Raw genomic sequence first — 18,822 nt, forward strand, 5'->3', positions numbered from 1 at the left:
AGCGCAGCGTGTTTTTTTCGAAGGAAATTTTGTTACCGATGGCACGACAGGCGCGCATTGCTACGGGAGGCACTCGGCGGCATAATGTAGCCCCTTTTTTCTGCCCCTACATGTGGAAGGTTCCCGTGACTCAGAAGCCCGACCAGTGTCTTGGTGAATGGATCGACCGTGAAGCACTCGCAGAAGCGATGATTCCGCTTATCGGTCAGCTCTACCGCAATAACAACGTGGTGAGCTCGATCTATGGCCGCAGCCTGATCAATCGTTCAGTCATTGCGATTCTCAAAGCTCACCGCTTTGCTCGCCATCGCCAGTCCGATGACAGCGAACTGTCCGTCCACGAAACATTCCCGCTGCTCAAGGCGATGAGCGAGCTCAAGCTCGGCGCCGCTTCGGTAGACCTGGGCAAGCTGGCGGTCAGATTCAAGGCCGAAGGCAATGGCCGCACGGCCGAGCAGTTCGTCCGCGACCAGTTGGCTGATGTCGTTGGCCAGCAGAACGCTTCCGCTCGCAAAGGCACCGATGTTGTTCTGTACGGCTTTGGCCGTATCGGCCGTCTGCTGGCGCGTATCCTGATCGAGAAAACCGGTGGTGGCGACGGTCTTCGTCTGCGTGCCATCGTTGTCCGCAAGGGCGCCGAGAACGATCTGGTCAAGCGTGCCAGCCTGCTGCGTCGTGACTCGGTTCATGGTCCGTTCGATGGCACCATCACCATTGATGAAGCCAACAACACCATCACCGCCAACGGCAACCTGATCCAGGTTATCTACGCGAAAAACCCTACTGAAGTGGACTACACCCAGTACGGCATCAAAAACGCGCTGCTGGTGGATAACACCGGTGTATGGCGTGACGCCGATGGCCTGGGCCAACACCTGGCTTGCCCGGGTATCGATCGTGTGGTTCTGACCGCGCCTGGCAAAGGCAAGCTGAAGAACATCGTTCACGGCATCAACCACGGTGAAATCACCGCTGACGACAAGATCATTTCCGCCGCTTCCTGCACCACCAACGCCATCGTGCCGGTGCTGAAAGCAGTCAACGACAAGTTCGGCATCATCAACGGTCACGTTGAAACGGTTCACTCGTACACCAACGACCAGAACCTGATCGACAACTTCCACAAGGGCGATCGCCGTGGCCGTAGCGCCGCGTTGAACATGGTAATCACCGAGACCGGTGCTGCCACCGCTGCTGCCAAGGCGCTGCCTGAGCTGGCCGGCAAGCTGACCGGTAACGCGATCCGCGTTCCGACGCCAAACGTGTCGATGGCCATTCTCAACCTGAACCTTGAGAAAGCCGCTACCCGTGAAGAGATGAACGAGTACCTGCGCTACATGGCGCTGCACTCCGATCTGCATAAGCAAATCGACTACGTCAACTCGCAGGAAGTGGTTTCCACCGACTTCGTTGGTTCGCGCCACGCAGGCGTTGTGGATGCTGAAGCGACCATCACCCAAGACAACCGCGTTGTTCTGTACGTTTGGTACGACAACGAATTCGGCTACAGCTGCCAGGTTGTTCGCGTGATGGAAGACATGGCCGGTGTAAACCCGCCAGCGTTCCCGCGCTAAGCATTAGTTAGCTGCACATGAAAACGCCCCGACTTTGGTCGGGGCGTTTTTTTTGGGGTTTGATCAGTTGCAGATGTGTTGTCTGGGCTTGCCCGCGAAAGCGATCTATCGGGTACCGCCGACCACCGCGGCCTGCGCAGTGCGCAGTTCGTGCCGATTGCCACGGAACAACACCAGCGTCGCGATTAACCCCAGTACTGCCGCTCCGCTGAGCCAGATCCCCGGCGCTGCCTTGTTGTCCAGCACATGGATCAGGTACGTACACGCCGCTGGCGTAAACCCACCGAAGGTCGCCGTGGCCAGGCTGTAGGCCAAAGAGAAACCGGTCGTACGAACTTCTACCGGCATGATCTCGGTCAGGGCCACCACCATGGCGCCGTTGTACGAGCCATACAGGAACGACAGCCACAACTCGACGATCAGCAAATGGCTGAAGCTGGGGTTGGCTACCAGCCACGCAAGAGCAGGGTAGGCGGTGAGGATTGCCAGAATGGTCGCCGCCAGCAGTAGGGGTTTACGTCCGATCTTGTCGGATACAGAACCCATCACCGGCAGCCAGAAGAAGTTCGAGAGGCCGATGCACACCGTGACCAATAGCGCGTCCATATCCGACAGATGCAGTTCGGCTTTGCCGAACGTCGGGGTGTAGGCGGTGATCAGGTAGAACGACACCGTGGTCATTATCACCAGCGCCATGCCGGCAATGACGATGCCGAAGTTCTGACTGATCGAACGGATGATGTCCTTCAGGCTAGGGCGGAATTTGCGCGCCTGGAATTCCGGCGTTTCTTCCAGTGAGCGACGAATGACGAAGATCGCCGGCACGATCATGCAGCCGATCAGGAACGGCACGCGCCAGCCCCAATCACCCATTTGCTCCGGGCTCAGCCAGTGGTTCAAACCCACGCCGAGCAGTCCGGCGAAAACCACTGCCGCTTGCTGGCTGGCGGACTGCCAACTGACAAAGAAACCTTTACGGCCCGGTGTAGAGATTTCGGCCAGGTACACCGACACACCGCCCAATTCCACGCCAGCCGAGAAACCTTGCAGCAGTCGGCCGAACAGCACGATCAGCGGCGCGGCCACACCCAATGTGGCGTAACCCGGTACACAGGCGATTAGCACGGTACCGGCAGCCATCAACGCGAGGGTGATGATCAAGCCTTTGCGGCGGCCATGGCGGTCGATGTAGGCACCGAGAAAAATAGCCCCCAACGGGCGCATCAGGAAGCCGGCACCGAAGGTAGCCAGCGACAACATCAGGGAAGCGAAAGCGCTGTCGGCAGGGAAGAAAGTTTTGGCAATGGCCGTGGCGTAAAAGCCGTAGACCATAAAGTCGAACATTTCGAGAAAGTTACCGCTGACAACGCGAAAAATCGCTTTGCCTTTGCCCGTATTCGAGGACATTTGAACGTACTCACTTTTGGCTGTCTTGTTGGAAGTCCTTGGTCTAGATGCGTCCTCGCAGTCGCCCATAGGGGCAGGCTCCGTCGGCGAACAGCTTTGTAACAATATGTGTGTGGAGTTAGATAGGCAACAACTAGTTAGCTTGCTGCTTAAACGATATAGCCATTACGCGGGATGAATCGCTGACTGGAGCGAATTACGGCCCACGGACAACCCTCAATCAAATGTGGGAGCGAGCTTGCTCGCGATGAGGGCGTGACATTCAACATTGATGTTGTCTGACTGTCCGCCATCGCGAGCAAGCTCGCTCCCACAGTTCTATCGCATAATGGCCGGCCTTGAGGTTGTGTCAGAGGAATCTTCAGAGAATGCAAGATTTGTCGAAGTGGCGGCTTTGCGGTTTCGTAATGTTGATTACCGCGCTATCCGGCTGCGGCAACGGCGATTCCATGGAGAGTTTCGGCGGTCCGACCATGGGCAGCACGTATTCCATAAAGTACCTGCGTCATGCTGGTCTTCCCGGCGCGGCAGAAGTCCGCGTACAAGTCGAAAAGATCCTCGCCGAAGTCGACCAGCAGATGTCGACCTATCGCAGCGATTCCGACATCGAACGCTTCAACGATCTGCCCGCCAATCGCTGTCAGAAAATGCCTGGGCCAGTCCTCGAATTGATTCGTGTCGGTGAACAACTGTCGGAGCAAAGCGACGGCTCCTACGACCTGACGGTTGAACCGCTGATGAACCTCTGGGGGTTCGGCCCGCAGGCCCGAGAAGAAAAAGTCCCGAGCGCTGAAGTGCTGGCCGAGGCGATGCAGCGAGTGGGTCACGCGCACTTGCGCATCGACGGCGATCAACTCTGCAAGGACGCCGCGATCGAGGTCGATTTCAATAGCATCGCTGCCGGTTACACGGTCGACACCATTGCTGCAAGACTCGAAGCGATGGGCATCCACAACTACCTCGCCGAAGCCACCGGTGAGCTCAAGGCGGCCGGCAAAAAACTCGATGGCTCACCCTGGCGCATCGCCCTGGAAGAACCCCGCGACGATCAGCAAGTCGCAGAGCGCGTCATAGCGGTCGACGGCTACGGCGTTTCCACCTCCGGCGATTACCGTAATTATTTCGAACAGGGGGGGCAGCGTTATTCCCACACCTTCGACGCTCGCACCGGCGCACCGATCACCCATGGCCTGGCCTCAGTCACGGTGATTAATCCTTCAGCGTTGATGGCCGATGGCTTATCGACGCTGCTGTTGATTCTCGGCCCGGAGCGCGGTTGGGACTACGCGGAAAAACACGGCATCGGCGCATTTTTTGTGATTCGTGCCGATACAGGTTTTGTCACACGAACCAATCAGGCTTTTGAGCGCCTCAGTGGCGGCAAAACCGAATGAACGCGGGGTTTGCGCATTGAAAGCTGGCGTTGTAGTGCAGGCAAAACTAGCCTACGACGCGACCAAGGGTTAATGTGCGCGGCGTTGACGCTTCTATAGACTGTGTCCGGGTTCTGCACTGGCCCCAAATTGTTCCTTCACGCCGCAGATCGGCGTGATTTAGCCGCAGGTGCCGAGGGCGCCGCGGCCTGTTCTGAGGAGTACGCATGGCTGTCTACAACTACGACGTGGTGGTGCTGGGTTCCGGCCCGGCGGGAGAAGGCGCGGCAATGAACGCCGCCAAAGCAGGGCGCAAGGTCGCGATGGTCGATAGCCGTCGCCAGGTCGGCGGTAACTGCACCCACCTGGGCACCATCCCGTCCAAGGCGTTGCGTCACTCGGTTCGGCAGATCATGCAGTTCAACACCAACCCGATGTTCCGGGCCATCGGTGAGCCACGCTGGTTCTCGTTCCCGGACGTGTTGAAAAGCGCTGAAAAAGTCATTGCCAAACAAGTGGCTTCGCGCACCGGCTACTACGCCCGTAACCGCGTCGACGTGTTCTTCGGCACCGGCAGCTTCGCCGACGAGCAAACCATCGAAGTGGTTTGCGCCAACGGTGTAGTCGAAAAACTGGTGGCCAAGCACATCATCATCGCCACCGGTTCGCGTCCTTATCGCCCGGCGGACATCGATTTCCATCACCCGCGTATCTACGATAGCGACACCATCCTCAGCCTCGGCCACACGCCGCGCAAACTCATCGTTTATGGCGCCGGCGTGATCGGTTGCGAATACGCCTCGATCTTCAGTGGTCTGGGTGTACTGGTTGAACTGGTGGATAACCGCGGTCAGTTGTTGAGCTTCCTCGACTCGGAAATTTCCCAGGCGCTGAGCTATCACTTCAGCAACAACAACATCACGGTTCGCCACAACGAAGACTACGACCGCGTCGAAGGCGTGGACAACGGTGTGATCCTGCACTTGAAGTCCGGCAAGAAGATCAAGGCCGACGCCTTGCTCTGGTGCAACGGCCGTACCGGTAACACCGATCAGTTGGGTATGGAAAACATCGGTGTGAAGGTCAACAGCCGTGGCCAGATCGAAGTCAACGAGGCTTACCGCACCTGCGTTCCGAACATTTACGGTGCCGGTGACGTGATTGGCTGGCCGAGCCTGGCCAGTGCTGCTCACGACCAGGGCCGTTCGGCCGCTGGCAGCATCGTCGATAACAACAGCTGGCGCTTTGTGAATGATGTGCCGACCGGCATCTACACCATTCCGGAGATCAGCTCGATCGGCAAGAACGAGCAGGAACTGACTCAGGCGAAAGTGCCGTACGAAGTGGGCAAGGCCTTCTTCAAGAGCATGGCGCGGGCGCAAATCGCCGGTGAGCCTCAAGGCATGCTGAAGATCCTGTTCCACCGCGAGACGCTGGAAGTGCTGGGTGTTCACTGCTTCGGTTATCAGGCGTCGGAGATCGTGCACATCGGTCAGGCAATCATGAGCCAGCCGGGCGAACAGAACACGCTGAAGTACTTCGTCAACACCACGTTCAACTACCCGACCATGGCTGAAGCCTATCGGGTAGCTGCGTACGATGGCCTCAACCGGCTTTTTTGAGCGGCTCCGGCCGGTGGCCTGAGCCGGCCGGGGAGACCGATTTCAGCAATTCTCGAGCGTGGCAGTGGCCAAACCGGGAAAGTCTGTAATCAGGCTGTCAACGCCGAAGTCGGCGAGTCTGCGCATTAGCGCGGGCTCGTTGACTGTCCATACCGACACATGTAACCCCTGACGTTGCGCCTTCTGCAGGCGTTCCGGCGTGCACAGGGTCCAGTTCAGCGCCAGAATCTCACAGCCATAGCTTTGGGCGACTTTCAACGGGTCGAGCCAGGCGTATTCGGCCACCAGTCCACGAGACACGTCCGGTACCAGGTCCAGCGCGGCTTTCAATACTTCGCGTGAGCTCGAGGTGATCGTCACCTTGTCCAGCAAGCCATGCCGTTGCGCCATTTCGCGAATGGCCAGCACCGTCGTCGCGGCACGGGTGCGTGACGCGCTTTTGACTTCCAGTTGCCAGTGCTCGAAATCGCATTGCTCGAACAGCTCTTCCAGTGTAGGAATCGGGCAGGGTTTGATCCAGCCCGGGCCGCCCTTGCGCGCGTCATAGGTCACCAGTTCGGCGGCCGTATGTTCAACCACCTTGCCGCGACGGTCGGTGGTGCGCTTGAGGGTCGGGTCGTGAATGACCATCAACTCGCCGTCCATGGACAGGTGCAGGTCCAGTTCGCAGCGGCGCACGCCGTGTTTGAGACATCGCTGAAAACTGGTCAGCGTGTTTTCCGGTGCTTCGCCCTTGGCGCCGCGATGGCCGTAGATGAGGGTCACGGTTCTTCCTTAAATTAATTGCCTGATTCGTTTTGTTCGCGGGCCAGGCGTCGTTCCTGGGCCTGCTTCTGCAAAATGTAGCGGGCCAGCAGTTGGCGCTGGGCATCGGTCGGGTTTTGAAACTCGGTGCCGATGGCATAGCCCTCGCCCTTGCGGTCGCAGTGGGTGACCTTGGCCCGCAACAACAGGCCCAGCGCTTGTGGCATCAGCACCAGCTTGACCGACAGGTGAGTGCCGGCAGCAAAGGGCGTCGGGTTTTGAAAGTCGATGCCGCCTTCGGAGATGATCACCGGCTGCGGCTCGCCGATTTGCCCAAGCACGGTGATGGCGATCACCTGACTCAGCAAGTCGATACGTTTGTTCTGGGATTTCAGGAACGCTGCGAGGTTCCGGTCGCGTTCGCTGATCTGGCGCAGCAGGTGTTGCGACTCGAATTCACTCAGGTGAAGTTCGCTGAGCAGGTTGAAGAGTGGGGAAGCATCCTGTAACACTTCCTGGCCCGCCGCCTCGACAGCGGACAGGGACCGAATTTCCAGTGCGATCGAATCCTCGATACGGTAGTATTCGCGGCGATCTTCTTCATCTAATGTCGACATGGCGAACCCATGGTAGCGGCGGTGGTCTGAGTGTAAAGCTGGTTATCGACCCCCGCCACAAGGACGTTCCTTTTCCCTCCGAACAAGCCCCGACATGTTCAGACCTCTCTTCGTATTTATTGGCACGCGTTATACACGTGCAAAGCGTCGCAATCATTTTGTGTCGTTCATTTCCCTGACCTCGATGATCGGACTCGCCCTCGGCGTTGTCGTGATGATTGTGGTGCTGTCGGTCATGAACGGCTTCGATCATGAGATGCGCACCCGCGTGCTGGGCATGGTGCCCCACGCAACCATCGAGTCGGGTGAACCGATCAGCGACTGGCAAAGCCTGGCCGCCAAGGTCAAGCAGAACCCGCAGGTGACGGCCGTTGCGCCATTCACGCAGATGCAGGGTTTGCTGACCAACAACGGCAAAGTCTCCAAAGTCCTGCTCAATGCCGTGGACCCTGCGCTGGAACGGCAAGTCTCGATCATTGATAACTTCATGCAGCAGGGCAAACTCGACGACCTGACGCCCGGCAGTTTCGGCATCGTCATCGGCGACAAGGCGGCGGCCAAGCTTGGAGCTGCCATCGGCGACAAGCTGACATTTGTCGCACCGGAAGTCACGGTGACCCCTGCCGGGATGTTCCCGCGCATGAAACGCTTTACCGTGGTCGGCATTTTCCATGTCGGCGCCGGTGAGCTCGACGGCTACCTTGGCATCACCAACCTGCAGGATCTGGCGAAGCTGCACCGCTGGAAACCGGATCAGGTGCAGGGCATCCGGTTGAAGTTCGACGACCTGTTCCAGGCGCCACGCACCGCGTGGACCATCGCCCAGCAGCTCGGTGAAGATCATTTTTACGCCCGTGACTGGACTCGCACCCACGGCAATCTGTATCAGGCGATCCGCATGGAAAAAGCCATGATCGGTTTGCTGTTGCTGCTGATCGTCGCCGTCGCGGCGTTCAACATCATTTCCACGCTGGTGATGGTGGTGAACGACAAGAAGGGCGATATCGCGATTTTGCGCACACTCGGCGCCACACCGGGGTCGATCATGGCGATCTTCATGGTGCAGGGCACCGTCATTGGCGTGGTCGGTACGCTGATCGGCGCCGTGGTCGGGATTTTCGCTGCGTTGAACGTCAGCGCCGCGATCTCGGTCCTCGAAGGCCTGATCGGGCACAAGTTCCTCAACGCCGACGTGTACTTCATCGATTACCTGCCGTCGCAAGTGCAGAGCCAGGATGTGTTGATGGTCTGCGCTGCCGCGTTGGTCCTGAGTTTCCTCGCCACCCTGTATCCAGCCTGGCGTGCCGCGCGCACCCAGCCTGCGGAGGCGTTACGTTATGAGTGAGTCGGGCATGAGTGATAAAGCAATCTTGAGCTGCCGCAACCTGGGCAAATCCTACCTGGAAGGCCCGGAGTCGGTCGAGGTTCTGGCCGGTCTGCAACTGGAGCTGCATCCAGGCGAGCGCGTGGCGATCGTCGGAACGTCGGGTTCGGGTAAAAGTACCTTGCTCAACCTGCTGGGCGGTCTCGACACGCCGACCAAGGGCAGCGTCTGGCTCGACGGTGAAGAGCTTTCGGCACTGAGCGAAAAGAATCGTGGCCTGCTGCGTAACCGTTCCCTCGGGTTCGTGTACCAGTTCCACCATTTGCTGCCGGAATTCACCGCGCTGGAAAACGTCTGCATGCCGCTGTTGATCGGCAAAACCTCGATCCCGCAAGCGCGTCAGCGTGCGACGGCATTGCTGGAGCGGGTAGGGCTGGGCCATCGTCTGGAGCACAAACCGGCTGAATTGTCCGGTGGCGAACGCCAGCGTGTGGCCATCGCCCGTGCGCTGGTGAACAAACCAGGCCTGGTGATGCTCGACGAGCCGACCGGCAACCTCGACTCCCACACCGCCCAGGGCATTCAGGATTTGATGCTGGAACTCAGCACCTCGATGCGCACGGCGTTCCTGGTGGTGACTCACGACATGAACCTGGCTCGCCAGATGGATCGCGTCCTGCATTTGCAGGAAGGTTACCTGACCCCCATCTGATTGGCTGAAACCCGGCGTCACTGAACAGTGCGTCGGGTCTTTTATTTTTATACGGTGCCCCAGCGAATGTTCAGACCGTTATCGATCTTTATCGGCATGCGCTATACCCGCGCCAAGCGCCGCAATCGCTTTGTCTCCTTCATCTCGATGACGTCGATGATCGGCCTCGCCCTCGGCGTGCTGTCGATGATCGTGGTGTTGTCGGTGATGAATGGCTTTCAGCGCGAAATGAGTTCGCGCATCCTCGGCATGGTGCCGCACGCGACCATCGTCGGTGTGAACCCGATCGACGATTGGCAGCCGGTTGCCGCTGCCGCGATGAAAAATCCCGAAGTGACGGCGGCGGTGCCGTTCACCGAGATGGAAGGCATGCTCTCCTATAAAGGCACGATGCAGCCGATCCAGGTCAGCGGCGTCGATCCTGCGCTGGAAGGCAAGGTGTCGATTGTTGCTCAACACATTGTCCAGGGCCGTCTCGATGACTTGAAGCCGGGCGAGTTTGGCGTGGTGGTCGGTGAGATCACGGCGCGGCGCTTCCGCTTGAATGTCGGCGACAAAATCACCCTGATCGTGCCGGAAGTCAGCAATGCACCGGGGGGCATTACCCCGCGCATGCAGCGACTGAACGTCGTTGGCGTGTTCAAGGTGGGCGCTGAGCTGGATGGCTCCATGGCGCTGATCCACGTCGCCGATGCCGCGCAGATGCAGCATTGGCAGCCGAATCAGGTGCAGAGCGTGCGCTTGGCGGTGAAGGATTTTTACGCTGCGCCGAAGGTCTCCAGTGATATTGCTGGCGGGCTGGGCACTGCTTACAAGGCTGACGACTGGACCCACACCCAGGGCAGTCTGTTCAGTGCGATGAAAATGGAAAAAACCATGATCGGCCTGCTGTTGCTGATGATCGTCGCCGTGGCGGCGTTCAACATCATCGCGACCCTGATCATGGTCGTGAACGACAAGGGCGCGGACATCGCGATCCTGCGGACCATTGGCGCGACACCGCGGCAGATCATGGCGATCTTCATGGTGCAGGGCACGGTGATCGGCATTGTCGGGACCTTGATCGGTGGCGTGCTGGGAGTGATTGCGGCGCTGAACGTCAGTGAAATGGTGGGATGGATCGAGCGGGTGAGCGGGCAGCATATCTTCAGTTCTGACGTGTATTTCGTCAGTAACTTACCGTCGGAGCTGCAAGGTGGGGATGTGTTGTTGATTTGCTCGGCGGGTTTCATCCTGAGCTTTTTGGCTACCGTTTACCCGGCGTATCGGGCGGCGAAGATCGAGCCGGCTTACGCGTTGCGGTATTCGTAGTCTCATAGGCCGCCTTCGCGAGCAGGCTCGCTCCCACAGTTGAGCGAGTTGAGCCACACATGTGTGCACGACTCAAACCCAATGTGTGCGAGCCTGCTCGCGAAGGGGCCAGCCCTGCTGGCCTCAATCTCCCGTGGGCAACTCAATCACAAACTGCGTCCACCCGTTATCCGATTCACAATGAATCTGCCCACCATGGGCGCGGATGATCGACTGGGTAATCGCCAGTCCCAATCCCGCGTGTTCACTGCTGCCTTCCTGTCGCGACGGATCAGCCCGGTAGAAGCGATCAAACAAACGCGGTAGCAACGCCCCGTCAATGCCATTTCCGCTGTTCTCAACCGTCAGGCTCACCCCTTTAGGCTGATCGACAATCCGCACCCGAACCTCACCCCCGACCGGCGTGAACCGCAGCGCGTTATCCAGCAAATTCGAAAGCGCCCGCCGCAACATGCTGCGGTCGCCCTGCATGTGCGCAGCTCCGTCGCGGCTCAACGTCACCTGGGCGTCCTCGGCCAGTGGCGCAAAAAACTCCAGCAGCACATCCGCTTCTTCCGCCAGCTCCAGCGGTTCGCGCTTGGGCATCAGCAACCCATGGTCAGCCTTGGCCAGGTACAACATGTCGTTGACCAGTTGCGCCATCCACTGCAGTTCTTCGAGGTTACTGTGCAGCGCTTCACGGTAATCCTCTATGGGCCGTGGGCGGGTGAGGGTGACCTGAGTGTGGGTCAACAGGTTCGACAATGGCGTGCGCAGTTCATGGGCGATGTCGGCGGAGAAGGCCGAAAGCCGTTGAAAAGAGTCGTCGAGGCGCCCGAGCATGGCGTTGAAGCTGTGAGCCATTTCCGCGAGCTCTGGCGGCATGTTTTCTTCGGGCAGGCGTGCGTTGAGCGATTGTGCCGAAACACCGCTGGCGACTGCACTCATGCGTCGCAGCGGCCGCAAGCCGCTGCGCGCGGCCCACGCACCGAGCAGGGCGGTGGCCAGGGCTGACAAACCCACCGTCAGCCAGATCAGGTGCTGCATGCGTTGCAGAAAGTGCTGGTGATGCGTGATGTCGAGCAGCAGGATCAGTTGCGGTGAGTCAGGCTTGTCGACAAACAGCGGCGCATTCAGAACACGGTAGTCGGTGCCGTCGTCGTTCAGGGTCGACAAGCCCGGTTTTTGCGGAAGCTTGTCAGGCAGGCGCGATGAGCTGTCATACCAGCGCTGGCCATCGCTGCCCGTGATCCGCAGCGACAGATCAGCCTGCCGGCTCAATTCATCGGCCAGTTTGATTTCGCTTTCACTCGACTGAATGTCATGCAGCGCCCGGCGCAAGCCAATCAACTTGCCATCCAGCAATTGCTGATCGAGTTCGACGAAATGCGCTTCACTGGCGCGACTGAACAACACCCCGGCGAACAGCGAAACCACGGCCGTGCACGCGGCAAACAGCAACGCCAGACGACTGCTTAACGAAAGTCGGCGCATCAGGCGGGGCGCTCTTCAAGGACGTAACCCATGCCGCGCACGGTGTGGATCAACTTGTTCGCAAAGTTATCGTCGATCTTCAGGCGCAGGCGGCGGATCGCGACTTCGATGACATTGGTGTCACTGTCGAAATTCATGTCCCACACCTGAGAGGCGATCAGCGACTTGGGCAAGACTTCGCCCTGACGGCGCAGGAGCATTTCCAGTAAAGCGAATTCCTTGGCTGTCAGGTCGATACGCTGACCGCCGCGTTCAACCCGGCGACGGATCAAATCCAGTCGAAGATCGGCCAGTTGCAGGCTGGTTTCCTGCGGCGTGGCACTGCCGCGACGCAACAGGCTGCGGACGCGGGCCAGCAGTTCGGAAAAGGCGAACGGCTTGACCAGGTAATCGTCGGCGCCCAGTTCGAGGCCGTGAACCCTGTCCTCCACCGCATCGCGCGCGGTCAGAAACAGTACCGGCGTGTCGAGGCCAGCACCCCGCACCGCTTGCAAAATCTGCCAGCCATCGCGGCCCGGCAACATCACATCGAGGATCAACAGCGCGTAATCACCACTCAATGCCAGTTGCTGGCCGATGCTGCCGTCGGCCACGAGTTCGGTGTTGAAACCGGCCTCGGTCAGGCCCTGGCGCAGGTAGTGGCCAGTTTTCGGTTGGTCTTCGACGATCAGCAGTTTCATGGTCAACTCGGGCAAATGGAACGAACGCTTTATACCGTGGGCCGCGTGAGTGCAGGCTAACCTGACAAAGTTGTAATCTGGCTGTCAGGTTGCGGGCAGTGGTGACAGTTTAGAGTTTTCCACAGGCTGAACCTTATCTTGTTGGAGTACGACTATGTTTTTGCGCAAATCTCTGGTGCTGACCGCGTGTTTGCTGGTGCTGAGTTCGCCGGTACGGGCATCGCCGACGATGACTTATGATTTCGGTCAGCCGGCCCCGGCGGCCAAGGCTACCCGCAGCGTTGAAGTGGTGATGGGCGATATGTCGTTTACGCCGAAGGCCATCGACATCAAGGCCGGTGAGACGGTTCGTTTTGTGCTGGTGAATAAAGGTCAATTGCTCCACGAATTCAACCTCGGGGACTCGGCAATGCATGCAAAGCATCAGCAGGAAATGCTGAAGATGCAGCAGAGCGGCATGCTCACGCCTACAGGCATGAAGAACATGGACCACGACTCCATGGCCGGCATGGACCATGGAATGATGAAACACGATGACCCGAATAGCGTCCTCGTAGAACCGGGGAAAACTGCAGAATTGACCTGGACCTTTACCAAAGCCACCAACCTGGAATTTGCCTGCAATATCCCCGGTCATTACCAGGCCGGCATGGTCGGCAAGTTGACTGTCAGTCAGTAAGCACTCAAAGGCGGGAGCAAAGGCTGGTAGAATCCGCTGATTCTTCAGTCAGGTTTCCGCCATGCATCCCGCAGCCGAACACTCGCCGCTGGGCAAATCCAGCGAATACATCGCCACGTACACACCGTCCTTGCTGTTCCCGATCCCGCGTACCGCGAAATGGGCGGAGCTGGGGCTGACGGCTGAAACCCTGCCGTATAAAGGTGTGGATTTCTGGAACTGCTTCGAGCTGTCGTGGCTATTGCCGTCGGGCAAGCCAGTGGTGGCGATTGGTGAGTTCAGTATTCCGGCGGACTCGCCAAATATTATCGAGTCAAAGTCGTTCAAGCTGTATCTGAACTCCCTGAACCAGACGCCGTTTGCCGACACCGCAAGCCTTGAAGCGACGCTGATGAATGACCTGTCGGCCGCTGCCGGCAAACCGGTGGGCGTGCGGATCCGCAGCCTGAAGGATGTCGAGGCCGAAGGTGTCGTGGCGTTGCCGGGCGTGTGCATCGATGACCTGGATATCAGCGTCAGCAACTATGAACATCCTCGTCCGGAGCTGCTGCGTTGCGATGATTCGCGGATCGTGGAAGAAAGCGTGCACAGTCATTTACTCAAATCCAACTGCCCGGTGACCAGTCAGCCGGACTGGGGGAGTGTGGCGGTAGAGTACCGTGGTGCGGCGCTGGATCACGCGAGTTTGCTGGAGTACATCGTGAGCTTCCGTCAGCACTCGGACTTCCATGAGCAGTGCGTGGAGCGAATTTTCCTTGATCTGCAGCGTTTGCTCAAACCTGAGAAACTGACGGTGTATGCGCGGTATGTGCGTCGCGGCGGGTTGGACATCAACCCCTATCGCAGCACTGAAGAAGTGCAGCTGCCGAACCATCGACTGGTCCGCCAATAAATACCCCCCTGCAGGAGCGAGCTTGCTCGCGATGGAGTGTCAGTCGACATCAATGTAGCTGACACACCTTCGCGAGCAAGCTCGCTCCTACAGGGGGTATTTGACAGGTTCAGATCCCGATATTGCCCAGGGTTTGCGCAATGTTGCGCAAGGTGCCGGCAATGACGGGGTGTTCGAGTTCGAAGCGTTCGACAGCCAGGTTGACGCCGTCGGCCAGGCTGGAATCCTTGGTTTTGGTTTCGAGCTCCAGCTCCATCTCGATCTGTCGCATCAGCGTGTGCAGGTCTTCGCGCTCGGCTTCGGACAGCGGTGGATTCTGGTCCAATTGCTCGCGCAGAGTATTGAGCTGTTCTTGCAGTTCGCGGGCAGGCATGGCGTTCTTCCTTTTATCGATAGGCACTGGCATAGACCGCAGCAGCGCGCCAAAGGTCTATGGCTGACCTTTAGATTAATCCACTCCCGCACAACGTGCATGATCTCGATCAGGGCTTTTCGCCCTTGAGTCGGCGCAGGCTGATGTCTGCCAGGCAGGTGTCCAGTTCGCCGAGGTGATCAATCACCGAGTGCACGCCCAGACCGAACAACTGGACCGTCGCCTTGCCCCGTTTGAATTCCCTTTCCTGCTGGGTTAGTGCCTGCCATTCGTTGGGCGCCAGCCCGCAAAGCGAGCCGCAGGATGCCAGGCCAATGGTCCACAACCCGGCATTGAGCCCCGCTTGCAGCAATCGCGGTTCGCCGCTGACCAGCACACAACCTTCCAGGCGTTCGACATTCAGGGTCATTAATGCCTGCCAGCAGGCATTCGGGGCCGGCCAGGGATTATTTGTTGCAAGGTGTTGCGACGGTTTGATCCATTCCGGCAAGGCAGCGGCCAGTGAATGGCTGAGGGCAGGGGGGAGCTCATCGAGCCAGGCACAGGGGATCTGCTGACGTTGCAGACTGTGCAGACTCTCCAGTGCGCCAGGTGTGACCTCGGCGAGTTCGGCAACAGGGCCGCCATGCTGGCGCGTGCGGGCGCCGAAATCCACCAGGCAACCACTGAGACCGAACAACACGGCGGTCAGGCTGGGCGCAACGAGGGGCAAGGTTTCGGCGCGTGGCATGTCAACGTCCCTGAAATAGTGACAAGGCTAGGCGTTGCCGGTGACAGTTGAGTGACATTGTTGTGAATCGCTCACAATCATGGCCAATCATCCGCAGGCCACCGCGCCCGATGCTGCCTAATCCGGCTTTTACGTCTTATACTAGCCAGCTTAACGCCCGGGCCCAGTGCCCGCGCCAGTACCATTCCAAGGAGTTTTTCTATGCGCTGGAGCAATCGTCTAGCTCAGCTTTGTGTGTGTGCCAGTGTGTTGCTGGTTCCGTTTGTTGCTCAGGCCGCTTCGGAAGACGATCCTTGGGAAAGCATCAACCGTCCAATCTACAAGTTCAACGATGTGCTCGACACTTACGCGCTGAAACCTTTGGCTAAAGGCTATCAGTACGTGACACCTCAATTTGTCGAAGATGGCATTCACAACTTCTTCCAGAACATCGGTGATGTACGCAACCTGGCCAACGATGTCTTGCAGGCCAAGCCAGCCGCCGCAGGCGTTGACACGGCACGTCTGATTTTCAACACCACCTTCGGCTTGCTGGGGGTCATCGATGTCGGTACCAAAATGGGCCTGCACCGCAATGACGAAGACTTTGGCCAGACCCTCGGCTATTGGGGCGTAGGCAGCGGTCCTTACGTAATGCTGCCGTTCTTCGGCCCAAGCACCTTGCGTGATGCGCCGTCCAAGTACATCGACACCTACACCGGCCCTTATCGTTACGTCGACGATGTAGCGGTGCGCAATTCGTTCTTCGCTCTGGATACCATCGACACTCGTGCGAGCCTGCTGTCGTCCGAGAAGCTGATCACCGGCGACAAGTACATCTTTATCCGCAATGCGTACTTGCAGAACCGCGAATTCAAAGTCAAAGACGGCAAGGTCGAAGACGATTTTTGATTTCGACCGATAAAACGAAGAAGGCGGCCAATGGCCGCCTTCTTTCGTTTGGATCCGGGTTATTTCATCTTCAGGATTGTAAGCCCAAGTTTCTGACTGCTGCCGTCCTGTTCCCTGACCCACACCACTTCGGTGTCGGCTTCAAGCCCTTTGAGGGCGGCGTGCTCTGAATCTATCCGTACGTTCAGGCGGTCACCGACCTTGAACGCGCGCGGTGCCTTTACCTGCATGCCACTGCTGGAAAGGTCGATGCAGACGGCTGCAACCTCGTCTCCTTCATGAATCAGCGATACATCGGCATCGACCCGCATGCGGATAAAATCACGCTTTTCGCTGTAGTCCCGATCGATTTGACTCATGGGCTTGGCCCTTCCATTGGGTTACGGTTTTGCCTGTTCTTATAACTCTCGGTGATTTGACAAGTAAAGACGTCAGGCGACCATCGGCGTGAGCTTGAAACGCCCCGCGGATGGGAGTACCGTCTGCGCCTTAGAAGGGCACCTCTGGTGTACCTGTGTGTAGGGCAAGTGCTCGAAAACAGTGCAGCAGAGAGGCTAGAAAGCGAATCCAGTAGTGTGAGCCGGGCCAAAAAACCCCGCCTGCTACGCCAACCTAATTCTGGCGCCGTTTGCCCACATGCCAAAAACCAGTGCCACGCTGCTGATAATCGATGATGACGAAGTAGTGCGCGCGAGCCTCGCCGCCTATTTGGAAGACAGTGGTTTCAGCGTCCTGCAGGCCAGCAATGGCCAGCAGGGACTTCAGGTATTCGAGCAAGACAAGCCCGACTTGGTCATCTGCGATCTGCGCATGCCGCAGATGGGCGGACTCGAACTTATCCGCCAGGTCACCGAGCTGTCGCCGCAAACCCCGGTCATCGTGGTTTCGGGCGCTGGCGTGATGAACGACGCGGTCGAGGCCCTGCGCCTGGGCGCGGCGGACTACCTGATCAAGCCTCTCGAAGATCTGGCTGTGCTCGAGCACTCTGTGCGCAGGGCCCTGGATCGCGCGCGCCTGCTGCTGGAAAACCAGCGCTACCGCGAGAAGCTGGAAAAGGCCAATCGCGAGCTTGAAGCCAGCCTGAACCTGCTCCAGGAAGACCAGAATGCCGGTCGCCAGGTGCAGATGAACATGCTGCCGGTCAGCCCCTGGGCCATCGACGAGTTCAAGTTTGCACACCAGATCATCCCGTCGCTGTACCTGTCGGGTGATTTTGTCGACTACTTTCGGGTCGACGAACGTCGGGTCGCCTTTTACCTGGCGGACGTTTCCGGACATGGCGCCTCTTCAGCCTTTGTGACCGTGCTGCTGAAATTCATGACCACGCGCTTGCTGTTCGAATCCAAGCGCAGCGGCACATTGCCTGAATTCAAGCCTTCAGAGGTCCTTGGTCATATCAACCGAGGCCTGATCAGTTGTAAGCTGGGTAAACACGTCACAATGGTCGGTGGAGTCATCGACGAGGAGACAGGTTTGTTGACCTATAGCATCGGCGGTCATTTGCCGTTGCCAGTGTTGTACACGCCAGACAGTGTTCGTTATCTGGAAGGGCGCGGTCTGCCGGTGGGCCTCTTCAATGAAGCCACCTACGAAGACCACGTGATGGAGTTGCCGCCGACATTCAGCCTGACGCTGATGTCCGATGGCATTCTGGACCTTTTGCCAGAACCTACACTCAAAGAAAAAGAAGCGGCTTTGCCTCAACGGGTCAAGGCAGCGGGCGGCAGCCTGGATGGTCTGCGGCAGGTTTTTGGATTGGCCACGCTAGGGGAGATGCCGGATGATATCGCCCTGTTGGTGTTGAGCAGGAATCTTTAATGAGTACCGGTAGAATCCAGTTCGCCGAGCAGGACGGCACCTTCGTCCTGAAGTTCGTCGGTGAAGTTCGCCTGACCCTGTGTTCGGCGTTGGATGCGACAATTGAGCGGATCTTCACGGCGTTGAACTTCAATGCGATCGTGATCGACCTGACCGAAACCCGCAGCATCGACAGCACCACCCTTGGCCTGCTGGCCAAGCTGTCGATTCTGTCACGGCAGAAAGTCGGCTTGCTTCCGACCGTCGTCACCACCCACGAAGACATCACCCGGCTGCTGCAGTCCATGGGTTTCGAGCAGGTGTTCAACATCGTTGATCGCCCGATCCCGTGCCCTGAGTGCCTGACCGACCTGCCAGATCAGGATCAGTCCGAAGAGGTGGTGCGAATCAAAGTGCTCGAAGCGCACAAGATCCTCATGGGCCTCAATGACTCCAATCGTGAAGCGTTTCATGACCTCGTGAATGCGCTGGAGCGTCACTGATTCCTTGAGTCAATGGGCGCCTGTCCGGACGCCTTCGCGGGCAAGCCTCACTCCTACAATTTTGCGTCGTTGAAATTACCGCGACCTGCCATAATTCCCCTGTAGGAGCGAGGCTTGCCC

19 protein-coding genes are annotated in these 18,822 nt (G+C 58.4%); 11 read left to right on the plus strand and 8 right to left on the minus strand.

The window, feature by feature from the left end:
- Positions 1-110 precede the first annotated feature (110 nt).
- Positions 111-1,574: a glyceraldehyde-3-phosphate dehydrogenase gene (locus ACM6IR_RS04050; RefSeq protein ID WP_414906497.1), complete on the plus strand. Its 1,464-nt coding sequence runs from the start codon at positions 111-113 to the stop codon at positions 1,572-1,574.
- Positions 1,575-1,679: 105 nt separating this feature from the next.
- On the opposite strand, the gene ACM6IR_RS04055 is transcribed toward ACM6IR_RS04050, so the two are convergent.
- Positions 1,680-2,981 (minus strand): MFS transporter, encoded by a 1,302-nt coding sequence (locus ACM6IR_RS04055; RefSeq protein ID WP_414906498.1) that lies wholly within the window; start codon positions 2,979-2,981, stop codon positions 1,680-1,682.
- Between the two features lie 407 nt (positions 2,982-3,388).
- On the opposite strand from ACM6IR_RS04055, the gene ACM6IR_RS04060 reads away from it, so the two are divergent.
- Positions 3,389-4,375 (plus strand): FAD:protein FMN transferase, encoded by a 987-nt coding sequence (locus ACM6IR_RS04060; protein WP_414906529.1) that lies wholly within the window; start codon positions 3,389-3,391, stop codon positions 4,373-4,375.
- A gap of 206 nt (positions 4,376-4,581) precedes the next feature.
- A complete protein-coding gene (gene sthA, locus ACM6IR_RS04065) occupies positions 4,582-5,976 on the plus strand; it encodes a Si-specific NAD(P)(+) transhydrogenase (RefSeq protein WP_414906499.1) in 1,395 nt (464 codons plus the stop codon).
- Positions 5,977-6,018: 42 nt separating this feature from the next.
- Here sthA and ACM6IR_RS04070 read toward each other — a convergent pair whose 3' ends face one another.
- Together ACM6IR_RS04070 and ACM6IR_RS04075 are read right to left on the minus strand one after the other, a co-directional pair.
- Entirely contained in the window at positions 6,019-6,741 is a 723-nt protein-coding gene (locus ACM6IR_RS04070; RefSeq protein WP_414906500.1) for a glycerophosphodiester phosphodiesterase, read from the minus strand.
- Between the two features lie 14 nt (positions 6,742-6,755).
- Positions 6,756-7,337 carry a PilZ domain-containing protein gene (locus tag ACM6IR_RS04075; protein ID WP_414906501.1) on the minus strand — a complete coding sequence of 194 codons (582 nt, stop codon included), beginning with the start codon at positions 7,335-7,337 and terminating at the stop codon, positions 6,756-6,758.
- A 94-nt stretch (positions 7,338-7,431) separates the two neighbouring features.
- Between ACM6IR_RS04075 and ACM6IR_RS04080 the strand changes: the two genes are divergently transcribed.
- The 3 genes from ACM6IR_RS04080 to ACM6IR_RS04090 all read left to right on the plus strand — a co-directional run bounded on the left by ACM6IR_RS04080 (position 7,432) and on the right by ACM6IR_RS04090 (position 10,684).
- Positions 7,432-8,682 carry a lipoprotein-releasing ABC transporter permease subunit gene (locus ACM6IR_RS04080; protein WP_414906502.1) on the plus strand — a complete coding sequence of 417 codons (1,251 nt, stop codon included), beginning with the start codon at positions 7,432-7,434 and terminating at the stop codon, positions 8,680-8,682.
- 7 nt (positions 8,683-8,689) lie between these two features.
- On the plus strand, positions 8,690-9,373 hold the full coding sequence (gene lolD / locus ACM6IR_RS04085) for a lipoprotein-releasing ABC transporter ATP-binding protein LolD (protein WP_414906503.1): 684 nt from the start codon (positions 8,690-8,692) through the stop codon (positions 9,371-9,373).
- 66 nt (positions 9,374-9,439) lie between these two features.
- Entirely contained in the window at positions 9,440-10,684 is a 1,245-nt protein-coding gene (locus ACM6IR_RS04090; RefSeq protein WP_414906504.1) for a lipoprotein-releasing ABC transporter permease subunit, read from the plus strand.
- A 123-nt stretch (positions 10,685-10,807) separates the two neighbouring features.
- On the opposite strand, the gene ACM6IR_RS04095 is transcribed toward ACM6IR_RS04090, so the two are convergent.
- Entirely contained in the window at positions 10,808-12,157 is a 1,350-nt protein-coding gene (locus tag ACM6IR_RS04095; protein WP_414906505.1) for a heavy metal sensor histidine kinase, read from the minus strand.
- Positions 12,157-12,837, minus strand: coding sequence for a heavy metal response regulator transcription factor (locus ACM6IR_RS04100; protein WP_414906506.1), 681 nt, complete (start codon positions 12,835-12,837; stop codon positions 12,157-12,159). Before ACM6IR_RS04100 ends, ACM6IR_RS04095 begins: the two co-directional genes overlap by 1 nt.
- A 154-nt stretch (positions 12,838-12,991) precedes the next feature.
- On the opposite strand from ACM6IR_RS04100, the gene ACM6IR_RS04105 reads away from it, so the two are divergent.
- Both ACM6IR_RS04105 and queF read left to right on the plus strand, forming a co-directional pair.
- A complete protein-coding gene (locus tag ACM6IR_RS04105; protein WP_414906507.1) occupies positions 12,992-13,516 on the plus strand; it encodes a plastocyanin/azurin family copper-binding protein in 525 nt (174 codons plus the stop codon).
- Positions 13,517-13,577: 61 nt separating this feature from the next.
- The gene (gene queF, locus ACM6IR_RS04110; protein ID WP_414906508.1) at positions 13,578-14,408 is read left to right on the plus strand and encodes an NADPH-dependent 7-cyano-7-deazaguanine reductase QueF; all 831 of its coding nucleotides are present in this window, start codon (positions 13,578-13,580) and stop codon (positions 14,406-14,408) included.
- A gap of 109 nt (positions 14,409-14,517) precedes the next feature.
- On the opposite strand, the gene ACM6IR_RS04115 is transcribed toward queF, so the two are convergent.
- Positions 14,518-14,781, minus strand: coding sequence for a DUF4404 family protein (locus ACM6IR_RS04115; RefSeq protein WP_414906509.1), 264 nt, complete (start codon positions 14,779-14,781; stop codon positions 14,518-14,520).
- Between the two features lie 109 nt (positions 14,782-14,890).
- Positions 14,891-15,511, minus strand: a complete 621-nt coding sequence (locus ACM6IR_RS04120; RefSeq protein ID WP_414906510.1) for an HAD family phosphatase — start codon at positions 15,509-15,511, stop codon at positions 14,891-14,893.
- A 201-nt stretch (positions 15,512-15,712) separates the two neighbouring features.
- Here ACM6IR_RS04120 and ACM6IR_RS04125 point away from each other — a divergent pair, with 201 nt between their 5' ends.
- On the plus strand, positions 15,713-16,402 hold the full coding sequence (locus ACM6IR_RS04125; protein ID WP_414906511.1) for a VacJ family lipoprotein: 690 nt from the start codon (positions 15,713-15,715) through the stop codon (positions 16,400-16,402).
- A gap of 59 nt (positions 16,403-16,461) precedes the next feature.
- Here the strand turns inward: ACM6IR_RS04125 and ACM6IR_RS04130 are convergent, their stop codons facing one another.
- Positions 16,462-16,761, minus strand: a complete 300-nt coding sequence (locus ACM6IR_RS04130) for a PilZ domain-containing protein (RefSeq protein ID WP_414906512.1) — start codon at positions 16,759-16,761, stop codon at positions 16,462-16,464.
- Between the two features lie 277 nt (positions 16,762-17,038).
- On the opposite strand from ACM6IR_RS04130, the gene rssB reads away from it, so the two are divergent.
- Together rssB and rssC are read left to right on the plus strand one after the other, a co-directional pair.
- A complete protein-coding gene (rssB, locus tag ACM6IR_RS04135) occupies positions 17,039-18,220 on the plus strand; it encodes a two-component system response regulator RssB (RefSeq protein ID WP_414906513.1) in 1,182 nt (393 codons plus the stop codon).
- Positions 18,220-18,702, plus strand: coding sequence for an anti-sigma factor antagonist RssC (gene rssC / locus ACM6IR_RS04140; RefSeq protein WP_007935262.1), 483 nt, complete (start codon positions 18,220-18,222; stop codon positions 18,700-18,702). Before rssB ends, rssC begins: the two co-directional genes overlap by 1 nt.
- Positions 18,703-18,822: the final 120 nt, after the last annotated feature.

This window comes from Pseudomonas sp. IT-P253, from assembly GCF_949768125.1.
Lineage (GTDB): Bacteria > Pseudomonadota > Gammaproteobacteria > Pseudomonadales > Pseudomonadaceae > Aquipseudomonas.